The sequence below is a fragment of the Mesorhizobium sp. WSM4828 genome, from assembly GCF_055811175.1.
On record NZ_JBVVQK010000012.1, the window covers coordinates 154886 to 175932 of the forward strand.

28 protein-coding genes are annotated in these 21047 nt (G+C 63.1%); 16 read left to right on the top strand and 12 right to left on the bottom strand.

The window, feature by feature from the left end:
* Nucleotides 1-5 precede the first annotated feature (5 nt).
* From AC0L2X_RS16395 to AC0L2X_RS16405, 3 genes are all read right to left on the bottom strand, one after another.
* The gene (locus AC0L2X_RS16395; protein ID WP_473600025.1) at nucleotides 6-725 is read right to left on the bottom strand and encodes a helix-turn-helix transcriptional regulator; all 720 of its coding nucleotides are present in this window, start codon (nucleotides 723-725) and stop codon (nucleotides 6-8) included.
* A gap of 18 nt (nucleotides 726-743) precedes the next feature.
* On the bottom strand, nucleotides 744-1151 hold the full coding sequence (locus AC0L2X_RS16400) for a hypothetical protein (RefSeq protein ID WP_473600026.1): 408 nt from the start codon (nucleotides 1149-1151) through the stop codon (nucleotides 744-746).
* A gap of 134 nt (nucleotides 1152-1285) precedes the next feature.
* Complete coding sequence (locus AC0L2X_RS16405; protein WP_352489312.1) at nucleotides 1286-1453, bottom strand: hypothetical protein; 168 nt, start codon at nucleotides 1451-1453, stop codon at nucleotides 1286-1288.
* 203 nt (nucleotides 1454-1656) lie between these two features.
* Here AC0L2X_RS16405 and AC0L2X_RS16410 point away from each other — a divergent pair, with 203 nt between their 5' ends.
* Nucleotides 1657-1818, top strand: coding sequence for a hypothetical protein (locus tag AC0L2X_RS16410; protein ID WP_008873884.1), 162 nt, complete (start codon nucleotides 1657-1659; stop codon nucleotides 1816-1818).
* A gap of 13 nt (nucleotides 1819-1831) precedes the next feature.
* On the opposite strand, the gene AC0L2X_RS16415 is transcribed toward AC0L2X_RS16410, so the two are convergent.
* From AC0L2X_RS16415 to AC0L2X_RS16445, 7 genes are all read right to left on the bottom strand, one after another.
* Entirely contained in the window at nucleotides 1832-2563 is a 732-nt protein-coding gene (locus AC0L2X_RS16415) for an SGNH/GDSL hydrolase family protein (protein ID WP_473600027.1), read from the bottom strand.
* An 86-nt stretch (nucleotides 2564-2649) separates the two neighbouring features.
* Nucleotides 2650-3387 carry a DUF899 domain-containing protein gene (locus tag AC0L2X_RS16420; protein WP_473600028.1) on the bottom strand — a complete coding sequence of 246 codons (738 nt, stop codon included), beginning with the start codon at nucleotides 3385-3387 and terminating at the stop codon, nucleotides 2650-2652.
* A 152-nt stretch (nucleotides 3388-3539) separates the two neighbouring features.
* Nucleotides 3540-4565, bottom strand: a complete 1026-nt coding sequence (locus AC0L2X_RS16425) for a class I fructose-bisphosphate aldolase (protein ID WP_473600029.1) — start codon at nucleotides 4563-4565, stop codon at nucleotides 3540-3542.
* 140 nt (nucleotides 4566-4705) lie between these two features.
* Nucleotides 4706-5902, bottom strand: a complete 1197-nt coding sequence (locus tag AC0L2X_RS16430; protein WP_473600030.1) for a phosphoglycerate kinase — start codon at nucleotides 5900-5902, stop codon at nucleotides 4706-4708.
* Between the two features lie 162 nt (nucleotides 5903-6064).
* Entirely contained in the window at nucleotides 6065-6919 is an 855-nt protein-coding gene (locus AC0L2X_RS16435; RefSeq protein WP_473600031.1) for a lytic transglycosylase domain-containing protein, read from the bottom strand.
* A 4-nt stretch (nucleotides 6920-6923) separates the two neighbouring features.
* Complete coding sequence (gene ispG, locus AC0L2X_RS16440; protein WP_473600032.1) at nucleotides 6924-8177, bottom strand: flavodoxin-dependent (E)-4-hydroxy-3-methylbut-2-enyl-diphosphate synthase; 1254 nt, start codon at nucleotides 8175-8177, stop codon at nucleotides 6924-6926.
* A 200-nt stretch (nucleotides 8178-8377) separates the two neighbouring features.
* Complete coding sequence (locus AC0L2X_RS16445) at nucleotides 8378-8557, bottom strand: YdcH family protein (protein WP_023678481.1); 180 nt, start codon at nucleotides 8555-8557, stop codon at nucleotides 8378-8380.
* 239 nt (nucleotides 8558-8796) lie between these two features.
* Here AC0L2X_RS16445 and AC0L2X_RS16450 point away from each other — a divergent pair, with 239 nt between their 5' ends.
* A complete protein-coding gene (locus tag AC0L2X_RS16450) occupies nucleotides 8797-9000 on the top strand; it encodes a YdcH family protein (protein WP_023678480.1) in 204 nt (67 codons plus the stop codon).
* Between the two features lie 51 nt (nucleotides 9001-9051).
* On the opposite strand, the gene AC0L2X_RS16455 is transcribed toward AC0L2X_RS16450, so the two are convergent.
* Nucleotides 9052-9855 (bottom strand): IclR family transcriptional regulator, encoded by an 804-nt coding sequence (locus AC0L2X_RS16455; protein ID WP_473600033.1) that lies wholly within the window; start codon nucleotides 9853-9855, stop codon nucleotides 9052-9054.
* A gap of 128 nt (nucleotides 9856-9983) precedes the next feature.
* Here AC0L2X_RS16455 and AC0L2X_RS16460 point away from each other — a divergent pair, with 128 nt between their 5' ends.
* The 12 genes from AC0L2X_RS16460 (at nucleotide 9984) to AC0L2X_RS16515 (ending at nucleotide 19361) form a co-directional block, all read left to right on the top strand.
* The gene (locus tag AC0L2X_RS16460) at nucleotides 9984-10865 is read left to right on the top strand and encodes a transporter substrate-binding domain-containing protein (protein ID WP_031212143.1); all 882 of its coding nucleotides are present in this window, start codon (nucleotides 9984-9986) and stop codon (nucleotides 10863-10865) included.
* A 67-nt stretch (nucleotides 10866-10932) separates the two neighbouring features.
* Nucleotides 10933-11598, top strand: a complete 666-nt coding sequence (locus tag AC0L2X_RS16465; protein ID WP_352714346.1) for an amino acid ABC transporter permease — start codon at nucleotides 10933-10935, stop codon at nucleotides 11596-11598.
* Between the two features lies 1 nt (nucleotide 11599).
* On the top strand, nucleotides 11600-12250 hold the full coding sequence (locus tag AC0L2X_RS16470; protein WP_292655692.1) for an amino acid ABC transporter permease: 651 nt from the start codon (nucleotides 11600-11602) through the stop codon (nucleotides 12248-12250).
* A 4-nt stretch (nucleotides 12251-12254) separates the two neighbouring features.
* Nucleotides 12255-13049: an amino acid ABC transporter ATP-binding protein gene (locus AC0L2X_RS16475; protein ID WP_473600034.1), complete on the top strand. Its 795-nt coding sequence runs from the start codon at nucleotides 12255-12257 to the stop codon at nucleotides 13047-13049.
* A gap of 34 nt (nucleotides 13050-13083) precedes the next feature.
* Nucleotides 13084-13545, top strand: coding sequence for a RidA family protein (locus AC0L2X_RS16480; RefSeq protein ID WP_292655697.1), 462 nt, complete (start codon nucleotides 13084-13086; stop codon nucleotides 13543-13545).
* 26 nt (nucleotides 13546-13571) lie between these two features.
* Nucleotides 13572-14777: an aminotransferase class V-fold PLP-dependent enzyme gene (locus tag AC0L2X_RS16485; protein WP_473600035.1), complete on the top strand. Its 1206-nt coding sequence runs from the start codon at nucleotides 13572-13574 to the stop codon at nucleotides 14775-14777.
* Nucleotides 14778-14943: 166 nt separating this feature from the next.
* The gene (locus AC0L2X_RS16490; RefSeq protein WP_352476153.1) at nucleotides 14944-15891 is read left to right on the top strand and encodes a metallophosphoesterase family protein; all 948 of its coding nucleotides are present in this window, start codon (nucleotides 14944-14946) and stop codon (nucleotides 15889-15891) included.
* Between the two features lie 89 nt (nucleotides 15892-15980).
* On the top strand, nucleotides 15981-16250 hold the full coding sequence (locus AC0L2X_RS16495) for a cupredoxin domain-containing protein (protein ID WP_473600036.1): 270 nt from the start codon (nucleotides 15981-15983) through the stop codon (nucleotides 16248-16250).
* 25 nt (nucleotides 16251-16275) lie between these two features.
* Nucleotides 16276-16836 carry a sigma-70 family RNA polymerase sigma factor gene (locus AC0L2X_RS16500; RefSeq protein ID WP_473554845.1) on the top strand — a complete coding sequence of 187 codons (561 nt, stop codon included), beginning with the start codon at nucleotides 16276-16278 and terminating at the stop codon, nucleotides 16834-16836.
* Nucleotides 16833-17666 carry an anti-sigma factor family protein gene (locus AC0L2X_RS16505; RefSeq protein WP_473600037.1) on the top strand — a complete coding sequence of 278 codons (834 nt, stop codon included), beginning with the start codon at nucleotides 16833-16835 and terminating at the stop codon, nucleotides 17664-17666. The genes AC0L2X_RS16500 and AC0L2X_RS16505 overlap by 4 nt, the downstream gene beginning before the upstream one ends.
* Before the next feature lie 124 nt (nucleotides 17667-17790).
* The gene (gene purE / locus AC0L2X_RS16510; protein WP_473600038.1) at nucleotides 17791-18288 is read left to right on the top strand and encodes a 5-(carboxyamino)imidazole ribonucleotide mutase; all 498 of its coding nucleotides are present in this window, start codon (nucleotides 17791-17793) and stop codon (nucleotides 18286-18288) included.
* On the top strand, nucleotides 18285-19361 hold the full coding sequence (locus AC0L2X_RS16515; protein ID WP_473600039.1) for a 5-(carboxyamino)imidazole ribonucleotide synthase: 1077 nt from the start codon (nucleotides 18285-18287) through the stop codon (nucleotides 19359-19361). Before purE ends, AC0L2X_RS16515 begins: the two co-directional genes overlap by 4 nt.
* Before the next feature lie 92 nt (nucleotides 19362-19453).
* On the opposite strand, the gene AC0L2X_RS16520 is transcribed toward AC0L2X_RS16515, so the two are convergent.
* A complete protein-coding gene (locus tag AC0L2X_RS16520) occupies nucleotides 19454-19876 on the bottom strand; it encodes a lysozyme inhibitor LprI family protein (protein ID WP_352564609.1) in 423 nt (140 codons plus the stop codon).
* 251 nt (nucleotides 19877-20127) lie between these two features.
* Between AC0L2X_RS16520 and ykgO the strand changes: the two genes are divergently transcribed.
* Nucleotides 20128-20253: a type B 50S ribosomal protein L36 gene (gene ykgO / locus AC0L2X_RS16525; protein WP_006327841.1), complete on the top strand. Its 126-nt coding sequence runs from the start codon at nucleotides 20128-20130 to the stop codon at nucleotides 20251-20253.
* 95 nt (nucleotides 20254-20348) lie between these two features.
* Nucleotides 20349-20948 (top strand): tetratricopeptide repeat protein, encoded by a 600-nt coding sequence (locus tag AC0L2X_RS16530; protein ID WP_473600040.1) that lies wholly within the window; start codon nucleotides 20349-20351, stop codon nucleotides 20946-20948.
* Nucleotides 20949-21047: the final 99 nt, after the last annotated feature.

A 21047-nucleotide genomic window follows, 5' to 3' on the forward strand; every position in this document is an offset into this window, starting at 1 on the left:
CCGTGTCAGCTTCGCGCCGCCCGGTCCGGCGCCATGCCATAATCCTCGCTGCGCTCCACCGCGCGGTAGAAATCGGCGAGCTGCTTGCCGCGCTCGGGCTTGAAGGTGCGGCCGGCGATCACCACCGAGGCGACGCGGTCGATGCGGAAGGCGCGGAAATCGCTGCGCATCTCGCACCAGGCGACCAAGGTCCACACCTTGCCCCAGAACCACAGGCCGAGCGGGCGGATGTCGCGCGCGGTGCTGCGGCCGGCCTCATCCGAATAGTCGATGGTCAGCACCTGGCGTTTCTCGATGGAGCGCTCGATCAGGTCGATGGCTTCGCGGGCGGCATCGCTTACCACCCACATCGGCGTGTGGATCTCGGTACGGGCGATGCGGTCCTTTTCAGCGTCGGGCAGCACGGCGCCGATCTTGACCAGCGCCTCGTCGGCGGCTCGCGCCATGGCCGCGCCGCCAAAGGCGCGCACCATGCGGGCGCCGGCGACCAGCGCGACGATCTCGTCACGCGTGAACATCAGCGGCGGAAGGTCGAAACCCTCCCTCATCATGTAGCCGACACCGGCCTCGCCGTCGATCGGCACGCCGGTCGACTGCAGGTCGGCGATGTCGCGATAGATCGTCCGCTCGGAAACCTCGAGCCACGTGCCCAGCTTCTGGGCGGTGACCAGACGGCCACCGCGCAGATGCTGCACGATCTGGAAGAGCCTGTCGGCGCGGCGCATCGTATGGTCCCTCGGCGTCTATCGTTCCAGCCCTTCGCGCTTGCGCTGCGCGGCGACGAAGGCCGCGCCGAAGGACAGTTTCCTCGTTGTCGGCGTGCTTGCGTCGAGCACCCGCCAGTACGGCGCAATGTCGCTCAGCGGCACACCACGCTCCATATCCTCGTTGGCGGCCTCGGCGACGGTGCGCAGATGATAGCCGATGGTGGCCGGACATGTCACCTCGGCACCGTGCTCGATGGCAAGGGCGGTGCGAAAAGCGCAGATATCCATGTCCATGCCTTCGGGGATGGAGCGGATGAATGCATCGACCTGGTGAGCTGAAGGAACCAGCATCGGCCGGCCTTCGACGACGTCACCGATGGTGCGCGGCGACCGTCTTATGCCGTTGATGCCAGGCGTGTTCAGCCTGTCGTTCCAGCTTTTCATCGATCGTCCTCTCGGCCATCCGGCTCCATCGCACTATCGCACGAGCCTCCTGACACCATACTGTCAGGAGGCTTCAGCATGTCCATTTCAGCTCGTCGCCAGGTCGCATCCAAACGCCACGCGGAAAGCTTGCCTCAATTGCCACCATTGCGGCGGTCGCCATACATGTCCGGCCAACCAATATCCTTGCGGATGTCCGCCGGCAGGGTGTTCATGAACCGCTGGGTGCGGATCTCATTGCGCATCGTCCGGATCTTGCCGACATAGTGCTGCACGCTACGCAGAATGGTAATACCGTTCATGGCTGGTCTCCTCTCTTTCGATGCAGGCACTATCGCACACCCCTGCTGACAGCAGTCTGTCAGGAGGGTGCGTCTCTCGTGACCGGCATTCCGATTTGTCGACCGAAGTGATCAGCCAGTGCTGAAAAGCGGCCTGCCGCAGTGGAAAGACGGCGATCGCGGAGCCGCTTTGACAGCCAGCCGCGATGCTGATCAAAGGCTGCATGTCGAAACTTCTCGCGCTCGTCATCATCGCCATGATGGTCATCCAGCTGATCAAGCCGCTCGGCTGGCCCGGGCTGAAGCGGCGCAGTGATTTCTGGAAGCTGGCGCTGCTGGCGATGGCAGCGATTTCGATTACGGCGGTGCTCGGGCACTGGACGTAGTGCCGGCGGCCCGCTACGCGACGCCCGGTTCGTTGGCGAGCAACAGGCCGACCAGATGTTCCGCCCAGGCTCGGTAGCCGGCTTCCGAAGCATGGAATCCATCCGACGCAAAGCCGGCCTCGGCATCGGTGATCGGCAGGCGGGGCGCTGGTATAGCGCCGCGTTCGAGGCAAAGGCGCTCGCCCATCCGGTTCATTTCGACGGCGCGGATTTCGAGGATCTTGCCGAGCAGCGGCGGCATTGCCGGCGCCCGGGTGAACTCCAGCACCGGCGACCACACGACGCGCGCCTCCGGCCATTTGGCGCGCAGCGCGTAGAGCAGGCCGCCAAACTCGCGCTTGAAGCGCGGCACCGAATGAAAATTCTTGGTGTCGTTGGTGCCGATGGCCAGCACGATATGCGTCCACGGATCGGCCGATAGATTGGGCAGCACATGATCGCGGATCTGGCCAGAGGTTGCCGAGTTGAAGCCGGCCGCCCGCCAGCGCACGGTGCGGCCGGTGCGTTGCGCAATCAGAACCGCCAGTTGCGCGGCCAATCCGTTTTCGGAATTGCCGATGCCTACCGAGGCGGCGGAGGAATCGCCAAGCACCAGAACCGAGATTGCTGGCGCCAGGCCAGATATCTCGTGCATGACCGGACCTTGTGCCGGCAGCATGCGGGTGGTGCGACGACGCACGCCAAGTCCTTGCCAGACATAGACCGGAAAGGCGAGCCAGGTGAGAAGGGTCGGAAAGCGCCGCATGGCAAGTCCCTTTTAGGGCATAGCGCACAGCACTTAGCGCATGTTGTACTGAAGGTGAACGACCTTGCAGCGACATCCTTGTCGCCTCAATGGCAGCCGTCATGCGTCCCGGATCGGTCTTCGTACTGGTCATGTAGCCGCACCCAGTCGACGAGGCTATGATGCGGGCCAGATTCGTTGCGGCCCTTCGGCGTCAGATCGAGATAGTGATAGGCGCCTATCAGCGGATCGCCGCCTCTGGAGCGCGCGATAAAAGTCAGGAAGATGTCGCCTTTCTCGTCACGATAGAACACGCTGGTGCCGGGAAGGTCCTTCGATCTCCGCGCACGCCGCTCGAAATTGTATGTCGTGTCGCCGGCCGCGATCTGCTTGTCGGTGAATGACACCTGCATGTCGAAGTTGAAGTCCGAGGCGTAGGACGACACCCAGTCGAATTTCCAGCCCATGCGCTGCTTGTAGGGCACCAATTCGGCCAATGGCGCCCGTGCTACCACGACAAGTGAGACATCGTGGTGCCTGAGATGCTGGTTGGCGCCGTCGATATGATCGGCAAGGAATGAGCAGCCTTCGCAGCGATAATCGGCGCCCGGCCCGAACATGAAATGGTAGACGATCAGCTGGCTATTGCCGCCAAACAAGTCGGGCAGTTTCTTTGGCCCTTGCTCGGTCTCGAAGACGTAGTCCTTGCGGATCTTCAGCCACGGCAGTTCGCGGCGTTCGGCGGCGACGCGGTCGCGAAAGCGCGTCAATTCCTTTTCGCGCGCCAGATGCGCCTTGTGCGCCTGAAACCACTCTTCCTGCGAAACGGTCTTGTTGTTTGGCATCGGTCTGCTCCTCTTTTCACGGAGGACGTTCGGCAGCGACGAATGCCGACACCGAGCTGCATTTCAGTTGCAAGAAATTGCAGCCCTTGCTGCTTTTCAAATAAAAACCCGGGCACGAGGCCCGGGCCAGGAGAAACGCAAGATGTTTTCGGTCAGGCGGCTTGCTCAAGCATCGGCTGCCATTGTCCAAGCGCTGCCAGATGGTTCATGTGGGCGCGATGGGCGAAGGCCGCCTGCGCGGCGGCGACATTTGCCGCCTTGCCGCCCCAGGCCTTCTGCGGGGCGGCCTGCAAGGCGCGGCCGTAGGAGAAGGTCAGCTTCCACGGATGCGGGCCGATGGCGTTGATGGCATTGAGGTTGGCGGTCGCCTCCTCGTCCGATTGTCCGCCTGACAGGAAGGCGATGCCTCCGATCGCGGCCGGCACCGTCTGGCGGAACAGTTTTATGGTCTTTTCGGCGACTTCCTCGGGGCTGCTGACCTTGCCCGATTTCTTGCCGGCGAGGACCATGTTCGGTTTCAGGATGGTGCCTTCGAGCCCGACGCGGGCTGCATAGAGCTCGGTGTACAACTTTGTCAGTGTCGCCTTGCTGATCTCGTAGCAAGTGTCGATGTCATGAGCGCCGTCCATCAGCACCTCCGGCTCGACGATCGGCACGATGCCGGCTTCCTGGCAAAGCGCGGCGTAACGGGCGAGCGCATGGGCGTTCGAGCCGATCGAGGTGGCGGAAGGCACGCCCTTGGCAACATCGATGTCGATTACCGCGCGCCATTTGGCAAAGCGGGCGCCAAGCTTGTAATAGTCGGCGAGCCGTTCGCGCAGGCCGTCAAGGCCTTCGGTGATGGTGTCGCCGGGAAAGCCGGCCAGCGGCTTGGCGCCGGCGTCGACCTTGATGCCGGGGATAGCGCCTGATGCCTTGATGATGTCGACCAGCGGTGTGCCGTCGGCGGCCTTCTGGTGAATGGTCTCGTCATAGAGGATGACGCCGGAAATGTACTTGGTCATTGCCTCGCTGGCGCGGAACATCATCTCGCGATAGTCGCGACGGCTGTCGTCGGTCGACTCGACGCCGATGACGTCGAAGCGCTTCTTGATGGTGCCGGAGCTCTCGTCGGCAGCCAGCAGACCCTTGCCATTGGCCACCATCGCGGCGGCAATGTCCTCGAGACGTTCGCTCATCGTGCTTCTCCTGAAAGAATTGATCCGCGCCCAGCAGACCACCAGAGCAACGCAGGTTCAAGTCGAACCATTTCGTCAAACAAGCGCGAATCGATTGAAAGTCGCGGGCGCACTCCTTCGCACTGCCATTACGGCCGCAGTTAGCGCTTCAAGACGTCGACGCCGGGCAAGGGCTTGCCTTCCATCCATTCCAGGAAAGCGCCGCCGGCCGTCGAGACATAAGTAAAGTCGTCGCTGACGCCGGCATGGTTGAGCGCCGCCACCGTGTCGCCGCCGCCAGCGACCGAGACCAGTCTGCCGGCCTTGGTGCGCGCTGCCGCGTGCCTGGCCGTCGCCACCGTTGCGTGGTCGAATGGCTCGATCTCGAAGGCGCCGAGCGGCCCGTTCCAGACCAGCGTCGCGGCGCGGTCGATCCATTCGGCAATGGTTTTCACGGTTTTCGCACCGACATCCAGGATCATGCCGTCAGCCGGCACGTCTGCTATGGCGACAGTCTCGCTGGCGGCGCCGGCCTTGAATTCCCTGGCGACAACGCCGTCGGCGGGCAGGATGATGGCGCAGCCGGCCTCGGCCGCCTCGATCATGATCTGCTTGGCGGTGGTCGCGAGGTCATGCTCGCACAAGGATTTCCCGACGTCGGTGCCGCGTGCCGCCAGAAACGTGTTGGCCATGCCGCCGCCGATGACCAGCGCGTCGACCTTCTTCACCAGGTTCATCAACAGGTCGATCTTGGTCGAGACCTTGGCCCCGCCGACGATGGCGACAACCGGACGGACGGGATTGCCAAGACCCTTTTCCAACGCGTCGAGCTCGGCCTGCATGGTACGGCCGGCGAAGGCCGGCAGCACATGCGCCAGCCCTTCCGTCGACGAATGGGCGCGGTGCGCAGCGGAGAAGGCGTCGTTGACGAAAATGTCGCCGTTGGCGGCGAGCTTTTCGGTGAAGGCCGGGTCGTTCTTCTCCTCCGCTTTGTAGAAGCGGGTGTTCTCGAGCAGTAGCACGTCGCCGCCTTTCATGGCGGCGACGGCGCTCGCCGCCTTGTCGCCGATGCAATCGGCGGCAAAGCCAACCGGGCGGCCGAGCACGTCCGCCGTCGCCTTGGCGATCGGTTCGAGCGAGAATTCCGGCGTCGGTCCATCCTTGGGCCGGCCGAAATGGGCAAGCAGGATGACCTTGGCGCCCTTGCCGGAGAGCTCGGCAATGGTCGGGGCAATGCGCTCAATGCGGGTGGCGTCGGTGACCTTGCCCTCGGTGACGGGAACGTTGAGGTCGACACGCACCAGCACACGCTTGCCGCTGATATTGCCGATGTCGTCCAGTGTCTTGAAGCCGGCCATGCTGATCCCTTTCGCGAAAAATCGCGGGGACCTTACCCCGCATCGACGACGATGCAAGACCTGCCTAACGGTTCACCGAAAATATGATTCACGTGTCGAGGACGAAGTGCCCACGGGGAGCGAGATGGGCAGCAATGGCGCAAAACGCGCCGACATATGGCTTTACCGGTTGCGTACCACGATGCAGGCGCCGCCGACGCTTTGCAGCTTGTCGCAGATCGTGTCGGCCTTGGCTCTGCTATCGGCGCCGATCCGCACGGCATAGATGCCGCGCCTGCCGATCGGGGTACGTACCCGGCTGACCACCGGATCGTGGCCGGCAAGCAGTGCCGGGAACCGGCTTTTCACTCTCAGCCACTGATTGAGCGCCGCGGCGCGGCGGAAATTGCCGGCCACCTGCACACCCCACGGCTTGATGTTGATCGACGACATCGGCACGGTTCTGGACATGATCACCGGCAGCTCGCGGCAAGCGGCAGCGAAACTCGCCTTCTTGTCGAGCGGCCGGATGACGCCGGCATAGGCGGCATCGGTGAACTTGTCGGCCGGCTCGCCCATGACGTCCAGGACGTAGCTTTCGGTCTCCAACGGCAGGAAGCCGCCGGAATTCAGCCAGCGCGTCACCCGGCTCTCGCCGGCATTGTAGGCTGCGGCGGCGAGGCCGAGATTGCCGAAACCGGATTTCATTTCGGCAAGGTATTTTGCCGAGGCCGGGATCGCCTGTTCGATGTCGAAGGAATTGGCGAGCCCGCGCATCTTGGCGGTGCTCGGCATGAATTGGGCGATACCCTCCGCGCCGACGGGGCTGACCGCATTGGGATCGAAACGGCTTTCCTTCCAGATCAGCCGGGCAAAGAAAGCCCGGGGCAGGCCGTTCTGGTCGGCATGCGTCTCGATAAGATCGCAAACTCGATCGATCAGCTTCTGCTTGGCGGGCCGCGGCGGATCGGCCTGGACGGCTGTCGCCCAGCCCAGCCCGGAAATGACAACCAGCGTCGCCCCAAGCAAACGCCGCATCGAACTACTCCGCCGCGGCTTTGCCGTGTTGCCCAAACCGCCGTTCGATGTAGTCGGAAACCATTTTCTCGAAATCCGCGGCAATCGACGGGCCGCGCAGCGTCGCCGCCTTCTTGCCGTCGACGAACACCGGAGCGGTCGGCGTCTCACCGGTGCCGGGCAGCGAAATGCCGATATCGGCATGTTTGGATTCGCCCGGACCGTTGACGATGCAACCCATCACCGCGACCTTGAGGTTCTCGACGCCGGGATATTGTTCGCGCCACACCGGCATATTCTTGCGCAGGTCGGCCTGGATGTTCTGGGCAAGCTCCTGGAACACGGTCGAGGTCGTGCGGCCGCAGCCTGGGCAGGCGGCGACGATCGGCACGAACTGCCGGAAGCCCATGGTTTGCAGCAGTTCTTGCGACACCTGCACCTCGCGCGTGCGGTCGCCGTTCGGCTCCGGCGTCAGCGAGATGCGGATGGTGTCGCCGATGCCTTGCTGGAGCAGGATGCCCATGGCCGCGGACGAGGCGACGATGCCTTTCGAGCCCATGCCCGCCTCCGTCAGGCCGAGGTGCAGCGCATGGTCGGAACGGATTGCAAGCTCCGTGTAGACGGCGATCAGGTCCTGCACGCCGCTAACTTTGGCGGACAGGATGATTTTCTCACGGGCAAGGCCGATCTCTTCAGCCATTTCGGCCGACAGGATCGCCGACTGCACGATTGCCTCGCGCGTCACTTCCTGGGCGGTCAGCGGAAAGCCCTGGGCCTGGTTGTCGTCCATCAGTCGGGTCAGCAGCTCCTGGTCGAGCGAGCCCCAGTTTACGCCGATGCGCACCGGTTTGTCGTATCGGATCGCCATCTCGACGATCGCCGCGAACTGCCGGTCTTTCTTGTCCTTGAATCCGACATTGCCGGGGTTGATACGGTATTTGGCCAGTGCTTCGGCGCAGGCCGGATGATCGGCCAGCAGCTTGTGGCCGATATAATGGAAATCGCCGACCAGCGGCACGTCGATACCGAGCCGTTCCAGCCGCTCGCGGATGGCCGGCACGGCGGCAGCGCTTTCGTCGCGATCGACGGTTATGCGCACGATCTCGGAGCCGGCGCGATGCAGCGCCGCCACCTGCGCGACCGTCTGATCGACATCGGCCGTGTCGGTGTTGGTCATCGACTGGACGACGACCGGCGCGCCGCCGCCGACAATCACGCCGCCGACATTGACACCGACCGACCTGCGGCGTGGGAAGGGTGAGGAAAAATATCCGGTCATGCCGGCTGCCTTTAATCTTGAAGGTCCGGGCATGAGGTGGAGGAGCAAAGATGGCTTGTCAATGGCGACTGGCGCGAAGGCCCAGCAAATCGGAAATGACAAGACGGCAGCTTGCCGCAAATCCACGAGTGTTTCCGGCAGCATAGCAATGCCACCGGAAAGATCGCGCGCCGGGCGGCGCTGCTAGTCCTGGAAGGGCTTCAGTGCGTCGTCGGTTTCGCCTTCAGTTTTTCAATCTCGTCCTTGAGCGCCAGCTTGCGCCGCTTGAGATTCACGATTTCGAGGTCGTCTACCGATGGATGGGTCATCGCATCGTCGATTTCCCGTTCGATGTCGCCGTGTTTCCGCTGCAGCTCATCAAGATGGGATGCAAGAGACATGATTGGTTCTCCCTTTCATGGTTTCCTCGATTGCAGCCGTCAAGGCGCGTCCACCGCAGGCTCGCTTCTGTGACGGCATAATGACAGTCTGCCACCATCGAGCACCGATGTCGAATGCTGCGTGGTAGCATTCCACGACAATATGAAATGTGGTATGGGCTGCGCGCCGGTGCAAGAAGACCCCGGTCCCGCCCAATCAGGCCCATAGTTTGGGCGCCGCAGACGTGCAGACGGTAAAAATGTCCGATCAGGAACAGGCAGATATCCGCCTCGAATATTCCCGGCTGAAGCAGGAGCACGCCGATTTCGACGCGGCCATCAATGCGATGATCGCCATGAATTGCGACCCGCTGCAGATCCAGCGCATGAAGAAAAAGAAGCTTTTCCTGAAGGACAGGCTGATGGCGCTGGAAGACAAGATCATTCCAGACATTATTGCTTGAACGAACGCCATTGCTTGAACGAACGCCGGCGCCGGCCTGCTGGAAAAGCGGCTATGCCGCGATCGAAAGCCGTGCGGCGCGCTCGCGCAACAACGCTATCAGATCGTCGGTCTTTTCGCTCGAAGTATCGATCGGAACCACCAGGCACATCGTCGCCTCGACCCTGCCTGGTGCTGAAAAAACCGGCGCGGCCAGGCATTTCGTATAGGCATCGACAAGGCCGGAGGTAACGCAGTAGCCGGCCGACTTGGCGACGGCGATGTCGGCTATGAAATCGTCGAGCCGCAACCTGCGGCCGTCCGGCAGTACGAGATCGTCTTCCGAGACCATATCCTCGATCGCCGCCCTGTCGAACCCGGCGAGGAGCAGCCGCCCGGACGCTGTCCAGGGAAGCGGTATTTGCAGACCCGTCGCCGAGCTGATCCGGAATGGCCTCGTTCCCGGGCTTGAATGGACGATGGTGTAACGGCCGCTTTGCAGCATGCACAGCTCCGAGGTCTCGCCGGTCTCGCGCGACAGATGGTCGACTTCCTGGCGCCCTCGCCTGAGCAGGTCGTTGCCCCGCACATAGTCCATTCCGTAGAGATAAAGCTTCTTTCCGAAATAGACCCGATTGCCGTCTCCGGCCATCTCCAGCAGACCTGCGTCGACCAGCGAGCGCACAAGCGTATAAGTCGTCGAACGCGGCGCGTTTACCCCCTTGGCAAGGTCGCCAATGCCGATCGCACGCTGGGTCGTGTGGAGAAACTCCAAAATCTGGAGGACCCGGTTGAGACCCTTCTCCCGAGAGCCAGAGTTCTTGTCTTCGTCCAGACCGACGTCCGGTCGAGCGGCCAAGGCATTGCCTTCTTGCATTATCGATCCCTGATGTTAATCTGTCTTGTACAGAGTACAGGCGTCTCTTGTAAGGGACAATGAGGTCAGTTGCAACCGATGCCTGTACTGCTGGTCCAAAGGGGAACACAACACGAAAGGAGGTCGCCGTGAACGACACATCCAAAAGGCGTGAATTTCTGAAACTGGGAATGGCCGGGCTTGCAACGGCCGGAGTGATGAGCGCCGCCACCGCGGTCGACGTTCAGAAAGCGGCGGCCCAGGCAGCGCCGGACAGCCTGCTGCGCACCGTGCTCGAGCGCGGCAAGGTGATCGTCGGCACCGGCAGTACCAATGCCCCCTGGCATTTCGAGAACGACGCCGGCGAACTGGTGGGCATGGACATCACCATGGGTCGCATTCTCGCCAAGGGGCTTTTCGACGACCCGACCAAAGTCGAATTCGTTATGCAGGATCCGGCTCAGCGCATTCCGAACGTGACCACCAACAAGGTCGACATCACCATCCAGTTCATGACCATGACCGCCCAGCGCTCGCAGCTGATCCACTTCTCCAGGCCATACTACGTCGAAGGCATCGCCTTGCTGACCCTTCCGAACGCCGAAAACAAGACCTTCGACAAGCTGCTTGCCGGGGGTTCGGCGACCCGGATTTCCATCCTGCAAAACGTCGATGCCGAGGCAAACGTGCATATCGTACTGCCGGAGTCGCAGGTGATGCAGATAGACACGCAGGCCAATGTGCTGCAGGCACTGGAATCGAAGCGCGTCGACGCCGCCGCGGTCGATCTGTCGACGGTGCGCTGGCTCGCCTCGCGCAATCCGGATAAGTACTTCGATGCCGGCAAGAGCTGGTTCTCGATGCTTTATGGTGCCGCGCTGCGGCAGGGCGACCTCGACTGGCTGACCTTCGTCAACCAGACCTTCACCATCGCCATGTTCGGCCATGAAACGGCACTCTACGACGCTGCCTTCAAGGATTATTTCGGACAGGAGCCGCCGGCGCGCCATCCCGGTTTCCCGGTCATCTGATGCAAGCAGGCGGAGGGACAACGTCCTTCCGCCTCCCTCGCATCACAGCCCTCCATGACGAGGACGCATGGGTTATACCCTCAACTTCAACCTGATCTGGCGGCATTTCGACAAGCTCTGGGGCGGACTGCTGCTCAGCCTCGAGCTGGCGGTGATCTCGATCGCAATCGGTATCGTCATCGGGCTCGTTCTGGCGGTCTGGTACGTATCGGCCGGACGTGCGGTGCGGACCATCATCGCGGGCTATGTCGAGTTCATCCGCAACGTGCCGCTGATCCTGCTCGTCTATCTGGTCTTCTACGGGCTGCCGACGGTGGTCGACATTGCCTACAGCGCGCAAACCTCATTTATTGCCACGCTGTCGCTCTACAGCGGCGCTTACCTGGTCGAGGTGTTTCGCTCGGGGCTCGAGGCGGTGCCGCGGGGGCAGCTCGACGCCGGCAAGGCAATCGGCCTGACGCCATGGCAAAGGCTGCTCCATGTGCGCCTGCCGACGATGCTGCGCATAACCCTGCCGGCGCTTTCCAACACATTCATATCGCTCTTCAAGGACACGTCCGTGGCGTCGGTCATCTCGGTACCCGAACTCACCTATGGCGCCCAGTGGATCAACTTCAACACGTTCCGCATTGTCGAGGTCTACCTGGTGGTGACGGCGATGTACCTGTTGACCGGCTATGCACTGCTTTTCGCGTTGCGGCTGGTCGAGCGCCGGTTCAAGGCGGCGCGCTGACATGCTGAGCCAGATCATCTACGCCTTGCCGTTCCTCGCCGAAGGCTTTGCCGTAACCTTGTGGGTGTCGCTGCTGGTCGTGGTGTTATCGCTTATCGCCGGCGTGCTGATGGGCGTCGGCCTTGTCTACGGTCCGGCTCCGCTGCGCTGGGCAGTGCGCATCTTCAGCGACACCATACGCGGCATTCCGATCCTGGTGCTGATCTTCTTCGTCTATTACGGCCTGCCCGCGGTGGGGCTGCATCTGGAATCCTTTTGGGCGGCCGTACTCGCCCTCACCCTGTTCAAGACCGCCCAAGTCGTCGAATATCTCAGGGGCGCCGTCGGCTCGATCCCCAAGGGTCAGTCCGAGGCGGCGATGGCGATCGGGCTGACCTTTCGCCAGCGGCTGGCCTACGTCATTTTTCCGCAGGCGTTCAGGCGCTTCCTGCCACCCTGGATCAACGGCGTCACCGACGCGGTGAAGGGTAGCGCGCTGGTCTCGCTGCTCGGCATCACCGACCTCATGCAGGCGATCAACCAGGTCATCGGCCGCACCTATGAGGCGATGCCGCTCTACATTCTCGGTGCGCTCGTCTACTTCGCCGTCAACTACGCCCTCTCCTTGGCCAGCCGACGCCTGGAGCGGCGTTTCTCCTTCATCCGGGAATAGCAAGATGTCCAACGCCTCGCACCAGAATCCGGCGCTTCTCGATGTCTCCGAGGTTTCCAAAGCCTTTGGATCCGTCGAGGTCCTGCGCTCCGTCAGCCTCAAGGTGACACGCGGCGAGGTGGTGACTGTCATCGGCCCCTCCGGCAGCGGCAAGACCACGCTGCTGCGTTGCGTCAACTTCTTGGAGAGCTACGACAGCGGCTCGATCCGCATCAATGGCAAGGAGGTCGGCTATCGCGAGACGGGAACACGCCAGCGACGCAGCGAGCGCGACCTGGCGGCGATGCGAGCCGAGACCGGGATGGTGTTCCAGAGCTTCAATCTGTTTCCGCATCTGACTGCGGCCGGCAACATCATGCTTGGCCTGCGCAAGGTGCGCGGCAAGAGCAGTGCCGAGGCTCGCACCATTGCCGAGCACTGGCTCGGCCGCGTCGGCCTCGCCCACAAGGCCGACAGCCTGCCGGCCGAGCTTTCCGGCGGCCAGCAGCAGCGCGTCGGCATCGCCCGCGCCGTGGCGATGGAGCCGAAGATCCTGCTTCTCGACGAGATAACCTCGGCGCTCGACCCCGAACTGGTTGGCGAGGTGCTCGAGGTCGTGCGCAGCCTCGCCGAAGACGGCATGACGATGCTGATGGTCACGCATGAAATGGCTTTTGCGCGCGATGCATCGAGCCGCATCGTTTTCATGGCGGATGGCGGTGTCAGCGCCGTCGGACCACCCGCCGAGATTCTGGCGGCGAGGTTCGACAATGAACGCCTTCGCAGCTTCCTGGCGCGGTTTCGCGCCTCGCATTTTTGACATCGGACGGCGAAAGCTGTCGCAAGGAGCTTTTATGACGCCTTACATCCGGCTCGCGGAATTGGGCCTGACACTGCCCGAGCCGCCGAAGCCCATCGCCAACTTCGTCACTTACGCCGAGAGCGGACGGCTGATCTTCCTCTCCGGCCAGGGGCCGTTGCGCGCCGATGGCGCGCTCTGCACCGGCAAGGTCGGCGAGGATGTCAGCGTTGAAGAGGCCTATGACCATGCGCGTCTGACCGGCCTGAACCTGCTCGCCGTCATGCATGCGGCGGCCGGCGACCTCGGCCGCATCGTGCGCGTCGTCAAGCTGCTGGGCTTTGTCAATGCGACGCCGACATTCAGCGAGCACCCCAAGGTGGTCAATGGCTGTTCCGATCTTTTCGCCGCCGTCTTTGATACGCTTGGCGGACACGCCCGTTCCGCGATCGGTGTCGGCTCGCTGCCGGGCAACATCACAGTTGAAATCGAGGCGGTCGTCGAGATCGCCGCCTGAAAGCATTCGAGACAGGATCTGCAGAGATGACGACCTATGCCGCTGATCGTTCCAACACGACAATCCGCGAACGGCTTGGCCTTCGCCCGATCATCAATGTTTCCGGCACGATGACGGCGCTCGGCGCTTCGATCATCGTACCGGAAGCGATTGCCGCAATGTCGGAAATCGCCTCGCAATGGGTCGAGATGGACGATCTGCAACGCGCCGCAAGTACTGTGATTGCACGCCTCACCGGCGGCGAGGCCGGCTTCATCACCGCGTGCTGCGCCAGCGGCATAACCATGGCGATTGCCGGCGCGATGACCGGAACCAGCCTTCTTGCGATCGAGCGGCTGCCGGACGACACCGAGGGCCTCAAATCGGAGGTCATCGTTCAGCTTGGCCACATCGTCAACTATGGCGCGCCTATCGACCAGTCGATCCGGCTTGCCGGAGCCAGAGCGGTGCCTGCCGGCACGGTCAGCGTCACGCAGGACTACCATGTTGCCGAGGCGATCCGGGACCGGACGGCGGCAGCCCTCTACGTCGTTGCGCACCACACCGTGCAATACGGCATGCTCTCGCTCGAGGAGTTCTGCGAGATTTGCCACGCCAAGGGCGTGCCGGTGATCGTCGACGCCGCCTCGGAATACGATTTGCGCGGCTTTCTGGCGCGCGGCGCCGACATTGTCGTCTACAGCGGGCACAAATTTCTCTCAGGGCCGACAAGCGGCATCGTTGCCGGCCGCAAGGATCTGGTGCGGGCCGCCTATCTCCAGAACCGGGGCGTCGCGCGCGCCATGAAGGTCGGCAAGGAGAGCATTGCCGGCACCATGGCGGCCCTGGAAGCCTGGGAGCGGCGCGACCATGCCGGCATTCGCCAGCGGGAAGAAGCCGCACTGCATCTGTGGCAAACCGCATTGCAGGGCCTGCCTGGCATCGAGGCACGTATCATTCCAGATCCGACCGGAAATCCTCTCGACCGCCTGCAGGTGTTTGTTGCGCCGGAAAGTCGCTTCACTGCCGTCGGGCTGGCGTCAGCGCTTGCCGCGGGTTCGCCGCCCGTGATCGTGCGCAACCACGAGGTCGAGCGCGGTCACTTCTTCCTTGATCCTTGCAATCTCCATCCCGGCGAGGCGGAGATCGTTGCCGAACGCCTGCGGGCGGTGTTGAGTGCTGCCGATCGGCCCGCGGATGCGATGAAACCCGCTCGCAAGCAGTCCGCCGGAGCGTTGCGCTGGCCTGACTAGACATCGGCAGAGCGTGGTCGAGCCAGTGCCTTCCAGCGCCGGCTTCGCATCGGGCCAGTGCGCCATCACGGCACTGTGAATGACCTTTTGGTCGTCGGGCGGAATAAACCACCCCGCCCATTGGTCTCCCAAGCAGACGCCATTTCCGGCGTTGCAGGAGACCGGTATGACCCACCACCACGACAATGAAGCTGACGGCATCAGCCGCCGTCATGCACTGGAATGCATGATCTGGGCCGGCACGGGAGTGCTGTGGACGATTTCGGCCGGCGTGCCGGTTTCGCTCAGCCTGCTCGGCGCGGCGCAAGCCGCAGAGGCGCTGGCCACCGGTTTCACTTTCCTCCAGATCTCCGACAGCCACATCGGCTTCGACAAGGCTGCCAACCCGCACGCCATCGACACGCTGAAGGAGGCCATCGGCAAGATCCAGGCGTTGCCGCAAAAGCCCGCTTTCATGATCCACACCGGCGACATCACCCATTTGTCGAAAGCCGCGCAGTTCGACAACGCTGCCCAGATCATCGGCGGCGCAGGCTTCGACGTGCATTATGTGCCCGGTGAGCACGACCTGATCGATGACGGCAACGGCCAGGCCTATCTCGACCGCTACGGCAAGGGCACCAAGGGCGCCGGCTGGTATTCGTTCGACCAGAACGGCGTCCATTTCATCGGGCTGGTCAACGTCGTCAATCTGAAGGCTGGCGGGCTGGGCAATCTCGGCGCCGACCAGTTGGCATGGTTGGCCGATGACCTGAAGGCGGTCACCGCCTCGACGCCAATCGTCGTCTTTGCCCACATCCCGCTATGGGCTGTTTATCCCGAATGGGGCTGGGGCACCGACGACGCGGCGCAGGCCTTGGCCCTGCTCAAGCGCTTCGGCTCTGTCACCGTACTCAACGGCCATATCCACCAGATCATGCAGAAGGTCGAAGGCAACGTTACCTTCCATACCGCGCGCTCGACCGCTTTCCCGCAACCGGCGCCGGGCACCGCAGCCTCACCCGGGCCGATGACGGTACCTGCCGGCCAGTTGCGCAGCCTGCTCGGCACAAGCAGCGTGACGGTCAAGCAAGGCGGGCAGGACCTCGCCATCATCGACAGCACGCTGGCCTGAGGGGAAATGCGATGCTCCGCTTTCCATCCCGCCTCTTGGTCGTATCATCTGTCATGTTCGGTTTGGCGGCAATCCTGACGATGATTTCCATGCCACTGAACGCGGCAGACCAGCCAATGGTCAAGATCGAGAACTTTGCCTTCACACCGACGGTGCTGACGGTAAAGCAGGGCACTACCGTGACCTTCGAGAATGACGACGACATCCCGCATCTGGTGGTCGCCAACGATGGCTCGTTTCGCTCCAAGGCGCTTGACACCGGTGACACATATGCCTTCACCTTCACCAAAGTGGGCGACTATGCCTATTTCTGCGGGCTTCACCCGCACATGCAGGGCAGGATCACCGTCGCTCCGTGAGGATGTTCGGAAGGTTCTGCCCGGGATGCCGGGCGATGCGACGGTGTTGAACCAAGAGGCCGCGGCCGAGCGCTTCCGCGAGGTGGTTCTGCCCCATCTCGCGGATGCGCTTGCGCTTGCCCGCTGGCTGACCGGCAACGCCGCCGACGCCGAGGATGTGGTGCAAGAGGCGTGTTTGAAGGCGCATGCGGGCATCGCCGGCTATGCCGGCGGCAATGCGCGCGCCTGGTTGCTGGCGATCGTGCGGAACGCCTGTTACTCCTGGCTGGCGCGCAATCGGCCACGCAGTATCGTCGCCGTCGGCGACCTGAGCGATCTCGATGACATGACGGCTGCTTACGGCGCCGGCCTGCCGGATACCGACAGTCCTGAGGCAAGCCTGATCGCCAAGGCCGACACGGCGGCACTCGAGGCGGCGATCGCCGCGCTGCCGCAGCAATTTCGCGAGACCGTGGTGCTGCGCGACATCAACGGCCTCAGCTATCGCGAGATCGCGACGCTGCTTGGCGTCCCCCTAGGCACGGTGATGTCGCGGCTGGCGAGGGCGCGCGGCCTGCTGACATCCCAACTTGGGAGGGCGCCATGAGCGCGCACAACGATGGACTGCCAGATGACCCGGCGGGCATGAAGCTGATGATCCATGCCTTGGTCGATGGCGAGCTCGACGCAGCAGCAGCATTGGCCGTCGAGCGACGCATTGCCGCCGATCCGGCGCTCGCCGCCGAGCATGCCCGCATCATTGCGCTGCAGACCGTTGTCGGCGGGCTGCCGAGGCCCGATGTCCGTGAGGATTTCAAGGCTCGCATCGCTGCAATCGGGACAGCCGGTACGGCGAAAGTGCTGTCGGCGCCGGCGCCCGCCGCTCGAGTGCTGCCGGCGCACCGAGCGATGCACCGATTTGGCGCGTTCGACTGGCGCGCGCTGGCGGCGTCGATCATCGTTACCGCCGTGCTAGCCAGCGGCGCGACCCAATGGATGATGTTGAGCAGGGCGCCCGACAGCTTTGCCGCCGCGGTCGCCAGCGGCCACCGCCGCAGCCTGCTGGCAGCCAGCCCGGTGGACGTCGTCTCGTCGGACCGGCACACGGTCAAACCCTGGCTGGATGGAAGGGTTGGCCTGTCGCCACCGGCGCCCGATCTTGCCAGTGACGGCTTCGCGTTGCTCGGCGGCCGGGTCGAGGTGATCGCCGACCAGCCAGTACCGGCACTGGTCTACCGGCACCGCGAGCACCTGATCACCCTCGTCGCCGCGCCTGAGGAAACCGGTTCGACAGCCGGACCGGTCGATCTTTCTGCCGGTGGCTTCTCGCTGGTCCACTGGAGCGACGGTGCCTTTTCTTACTGGGCGATTTCCGATACCGAACGGCCTGAACTTGACGACTTCGTCAACCGCTTCCGAGCAGCGGCCGCCCGATGACCACCGCCGCCCGTTAGCCATTTGCGTAGACCGAAACGGCACAAGCGGCTTTCCCTTTCTGGCCATCCTTGCGGCTCCCTTCGATTTCCGCTAATGCGCGCCTTTGTCGCCGGGGAGCAGAAGCTTGGACGATCAACGCGCCGACGTCGCCATCATCATGGGCAGCCAGTCCGACTGGACGACGATGCGCCACGCCGCCGAAACGCTTGAGGCGCTTGGAATTCCGCACAAGCGGCTGATCGTCTCGGCCCACCGCACGCCCGACCGGCTCTATGACTTCGCCAAGGGCGCCAAGGCGGCCGGCTACAAGGTGATCATCGCCGGCGCCGGCGGTGCGGCGCATCTGCCCGGCATGACGGCGGCGATGACGCCGCTGCCGGTGTTCGGCGTGCCGGTGGAATCGAAGACGCTGTCCGGCCAGGACTCGCTGCTGTCAATCGTGCAGATGCCGGCCGGCATTCCGGTCGGCACTTTGGCCATCGGCAAGGCCGGCGCGGCCAATGCCGCCCTTCTGGCCGCCGCGGTGCTGGCGCTGAGCGACGAAAAGCTTGCCGCCCGGCTGGATAGCTGGCGCGCCGCGCAGACCGCCAAGGTCGCCGCAGAGCCCACGGACGCGCCGTGAGCCTGCCGGCGGGATCGAGCATCGGCATCATCGGCGGCGGCCAGCTTGGCCGCATGCTGGCGATGGCCGCGGCCCGCCTCGGCTACCGCATCGTCGTGCTGGAGCCGCAGCCGGATTGCCCGGCGGCACAGGTCGCCAACCGGCAGATCGTCGCCGCCTATGACGACGCGGCCGCGCTTAGCGAGCTGGCTGCGGCCAGTGCCGTCGTTACTTATGAATTCGAGAACGTACCGGTCGCCGCCGCCGCGGCACTTGCCTCTACGGTGCCGGTCTACCCGCCGGCACGCGCACTGGAAGTGGCGCAGGACCGGCTGGCGGAAAAGAAATTCCTCAACGGTATCGGCATACCGACCGCTGATTTCAGCCCCGTCGACAATGACGAGGAACTGACGGCTGCGCTGAAAAAGTTCAACGGCAGCGGCATATTGAAGACGCGCCGCATGGGCTATGACGGCAAGGGCCAGCGTGTCTTCCGCAACATGGAGACAGGCGGCTTTGCCGGTACTTGCGAGGCGATGGGCAACGTGCCGTTGATCCTGGAATCATTCGTCGGCTTCGAGCGTGAGATTTCGGTGATCGCCGCGCGCGGCATCGACGGCTCGCTCGCCGCCTACGATCCGGCCTGGAATGTCCATCGCAACGGTATTCTCCAAAGCTCGACGCTGCCGGCCGGAGTAAAATCCGAGACGGCGGCTGCGGCTCAAACGGCGGCGGCAGAGATCCTTGCGGCGCTCGACTATGTCGGCGTCATCGGCGTCGAATTCTTTGTCCTTGCCGACGGTTCGCTGTTGGCCAATGAGATAGCGCCGCGCGTCCACAATTCCGGCCACTGGACGGAGGCCGCCTGCACCATCTCGCAATTCGAGCAGCACATCCGCGCCGTCGCCGGCCTGCCGCTGGGAAATCCCGCCCGGCAGTTCGACTGCGTCATGGAAAACCTGATCGGCGACGATGTCCGGCGCGTTCCTGAGCTGCTCGCCGAGCCCGATCTGATGCTGCACCTCTATGGCAAGGCCGAGGCGCGGCCCGGCCGCAAGATGGGCCATTTTACGCGCGTCAGCCGCCGCAGCTAGAGCATGATCCCGAACCGAAGTTCCGCGCTAGCGAAAAGTGGAATCCGGTTTTCGGAAAAGATCATGCTCAAACAAAAAGTTAGAACCTACGCTTACTGGATGTCGCCGCTCTCGTCCTCGTCGGGGCTGGCGCAGCTTACATCGCCTTCCGCGCAGGTCGAATCGGCGGTGAGCTGCTTGGTGCGGTCGTCGGTCAGCCGTGTCAGGCATTCCGATACCAGCATCGGATAGATCGAGCCGCCTTCGCTGTCCGCGGCGGAATAGCTGCATTCCGCGTCGCGAAAGGCGATCCACGCGCGCTGCGCCGTCTGCAACAGCTTCCTGGCTTTTGCATCGCTTCCGCCGATGAGATCCTGGTAGGCCTTGTTGAGCTTGGCGTCGGCGGATTTGGTGTCCGCGTCGGCGCAGATGTTCATCATCTGCTGGCTTTCGTCGTTGCGGTCGCATTCCTGCGCATGGGCAACAGAGCCTGCCGCGAGGACGGCAAGACAGGCGGACACAAGAATTCGGCGCATGATGATCTCCAATTCGCGGCAACCGCATCATTCCAGCCGTCTCAAGCCCGCGCAATGCCGCAAGGCGCCAGTGGCGGATATGTGATGATACGAAACGGTCCGTATCGTTTAGACAACGCGCTTACGGCAACACTTGCGGTTGACACGGGCAACGCTCCTCGTCTATGAGCCACGCACAGTTCAAAGGCGCGTCTGTGGGCGCGCCTTAATAATTCGGCCCGTGATCGGGCCCAGACCGACGGGCAAGACCAATGAAGATCAAGAATTCGCTCAAGGCGTTGAAGGCGCGTCACCGCGACAACCAGCTGGTTCGTCGCAAGGGCCGCGTCTACATCATCAACAAGACCGCGCCGCGCTACAAGGCGCGCCAAGGTTGAGTTTTCGACCGGAGGCTGCGTGCCTCCGTGCGCATGATACGCCTCTCACGCTAAATTCAGTTTGACGATCCGGCGTCGGGGGCTAGATTCCCGCGATGCGGATTCTTTTTGCATTTTTCACGGCTTTCCTCGTTTCCGGCGCTGTCTCGCTGCCGGCTTGGGCTGAAGATCCGACAGCAACTCCGTCGACAGCACCTCCGGTCGTCAAGACGAAACAGGCCCGGCTCGATCAGCTGTTTGCCGATCTCAAGCGCGAACGCAATGAAAAGGCGGCCGAGCGCATCGCCGGACGCATCGGCAGCGAGTGGTCCCAGTCGGGTAGCGCCTCGATCGACCTGATGATGCAATGGTCGCAGAAGGCAATCGAAAACCAGAAATTCGATGTCGCGCTCGATTTCCTCGATCAGGTGGTGACTTTGCAGCCGACCTATGCGGAAGGCTGGAACCGGCGCGCCACTGTTCATTTCATGATGAAGAACTACGGGAAGTCGATGGCGGACATCGACCGCACCCTGCAGCTCGAACCACGCCATTTCGGCGCGCTTTCCGGCCTGGCCCAGATCATGGCCGAAACCGGCCACAAGCAGTCGGCGCTCGAAGCCTGGCAGCGCGTTCTCGGCATCTACCCGATGATGCGCAGCGCCCAGGACCAGGTCGCCGCACTTTCCGAGGAGCTTGCCGGCGAAGGTATTTGAGACCGGTAAGGGAGTAAGGGAATAGGGGAGTAAGGCAGTATGGCAGTGGTGTAGATTGCACTGTGGAACGCATGCCCCTACTCCCCTACTCCCCTACTC

Coding starts and splice junctions, on each gene's coding strand:
- AC0L2X_RS16435 (WP_473600031.1), bottom strand. CDS start 6,919: ATGCGGCGTTTGCTTGGGGCGACGCTGGTTGTCATTTCCGGGCTGGGC.
- AC0L2X_RS16470 (WP_292655692.1), top strand. CDS start 11,600: ATGCTGAGCCAGATCATCTACGCCTTGCCGTTCCTCGCCGAAGGCTTT.
- AC0L2X_RS16465 (WP_352714346.1), top strand. CDS start 10,933: ATGGGTTATACCCTCAACTTCAACCTGATCTGGCGGCATTTCGACAAG.
- AC0L2X_RS16395 (WP_473600025.1), bottom strand. CDS start 725: ATGCGCCGCGCCGACAGGCTCTTCCAGATCGTGCAGCATCTGCGCGGT.
- AC0L2X_RS16415 (WP_473600027.1), bottom strand. CDS start 2,563: ATGCGGCGCTTTCCGACCCTTCTCACCTGGCTCGCCTTTCCGGTCTAT.
- AC0L2X_RS16425 (WP_473600029.1), bottom strand. CDS start 4,565: ATGAGCGAACGTCTCGAGGACATTGCCGCCGCGATGGTGGCCAATGGC.
- AC0L2X_RS16505 (WP_473600037.1), top strand. CDS start 16,833: ATGAGCGCGCACAACGATGGACTGCCAGATGACCCGGCGGGCATGAAG.
- ykgO (WP_006327841.1), top strand. CDS start 20,128: ATGAAGATCAAGAATTCGCTCAAGGCGTTGAAGGCGCGTCACCGCGAC.
- AC0L2X_RS16475 (WP_473600034.1), top strand. CDS start 12,255: ATGTCCAACGCCTCGCACCAGAATCCGGCGCTTCTCGATGTCTCCGAG.
- AC0L2X_RS16405 (WP_352489312.1), bottom strand. CDS start 1,453: ATGAACGGTATTACCATTCTGCGTAGCGTGCAGCACTATGTCGGCAAG.
- AC0L2X_RS16420 (WP_473600028.1), bottom strand. CDS start 3,387: ATGCCAAACAACAAGACCGTTTCGCAGGAAGAGTGGTTTCAGGCGCAC.
- AC0L2X_RS16480 (WP_292655697.1), top strand. CDS start 13,084: ATGACGCCTTACATCCGGCTCGCGGAATTGGGCCTGACACTGCCCGAG.
- AC0L2X_RS16495 (WP_473600036.1), top strand. CDS start 15,981: ATGCCACTGAACGCGGCAGACCAGCCAATGGTCAAGATCGAGAACTTT.
- AC0L2X_RS16410 (WP_008873884.1), top strand. CDS start 1,657: ATGTCGAAACTTCTCGCGCTCGTCATCATCGCCATGATGGTCATCCAG.
- AC0L2X_RS16450 (WP_023678480.1), top strand. CDS start 8,797: ATGTCCGATCAGGAACAGGCAGATATCCGCCTCGAATATTCCCGGCTG.
- ispG (WP_473600032.1), bottom strand. CDS start 8,177: ATGACCGGATATTTTTCCTCACCCTTCCCACGCCGCAGGTCGGTCGGT.
- AC0L2X_RS16455 (WP_473600033.1), bottom strand. CDS start 9,855: ATGCAAGAAGGCAATGCCTTGGCCGCTCGACCGGACGTCGGTCTGGAC.
- AC0L2X_RS16530 (WP_473600040.1), top strand. CDS start 20,349: ATGCGGATTCTTTTTGCATTTTTCACGGCTTTCCTCGTTTCCGGCGCT.
- AC0L2X_RS16520 (WP_352564609.1), bottom strand. CDS start 19,876: ATGCGCCGAATTCTTGTGTCCGCCTGTCTTGCCGTCCTCGCGGCAGGC.
- AC0L2X_RS16485 (WP_473600035.1), top strand. CDS start 13,572: ATGACGACCTATGCCGCTGATCGTTCCAACACGACAATCCGCGAACGG.
- AC0L2X_RS16430 (WP_473600030.1), bottom strand. CDS start 5,902: ATGGCCGGCTTCAAGACACTGGACGACATCGGCAATATCAGCGGCAAG.
- AC0L2X_RS16500 (WP_473554845.1), top strand. CDS start 16,276: ATGCCGGGCGATGCGACGGTGTTGAACCAAGAGGCCGCGGCCGAGCGC.
- AC0L2X_RS16400 (WP_473600026.1), bottom strand. CDS start 1,151: ATGAAAAGCTGGAACGACAGGCTGAACACGCCTGGCATCAACGGCATA.
- AC0L2X_RS16490 (WP_352476153.1), top strand. CDS start 14,944: ATGACCCACCACCACGACAATGAAGCTGACGGCATCAGCCGCCGTCAT.
- AC0L2X_RS16445 (WP_023678481.1), bottom strand. CDS start 8,557: ATGTCTCTTGCATCCCATCTTGATGAGCTGCAGCGGAAACACGGCGAC.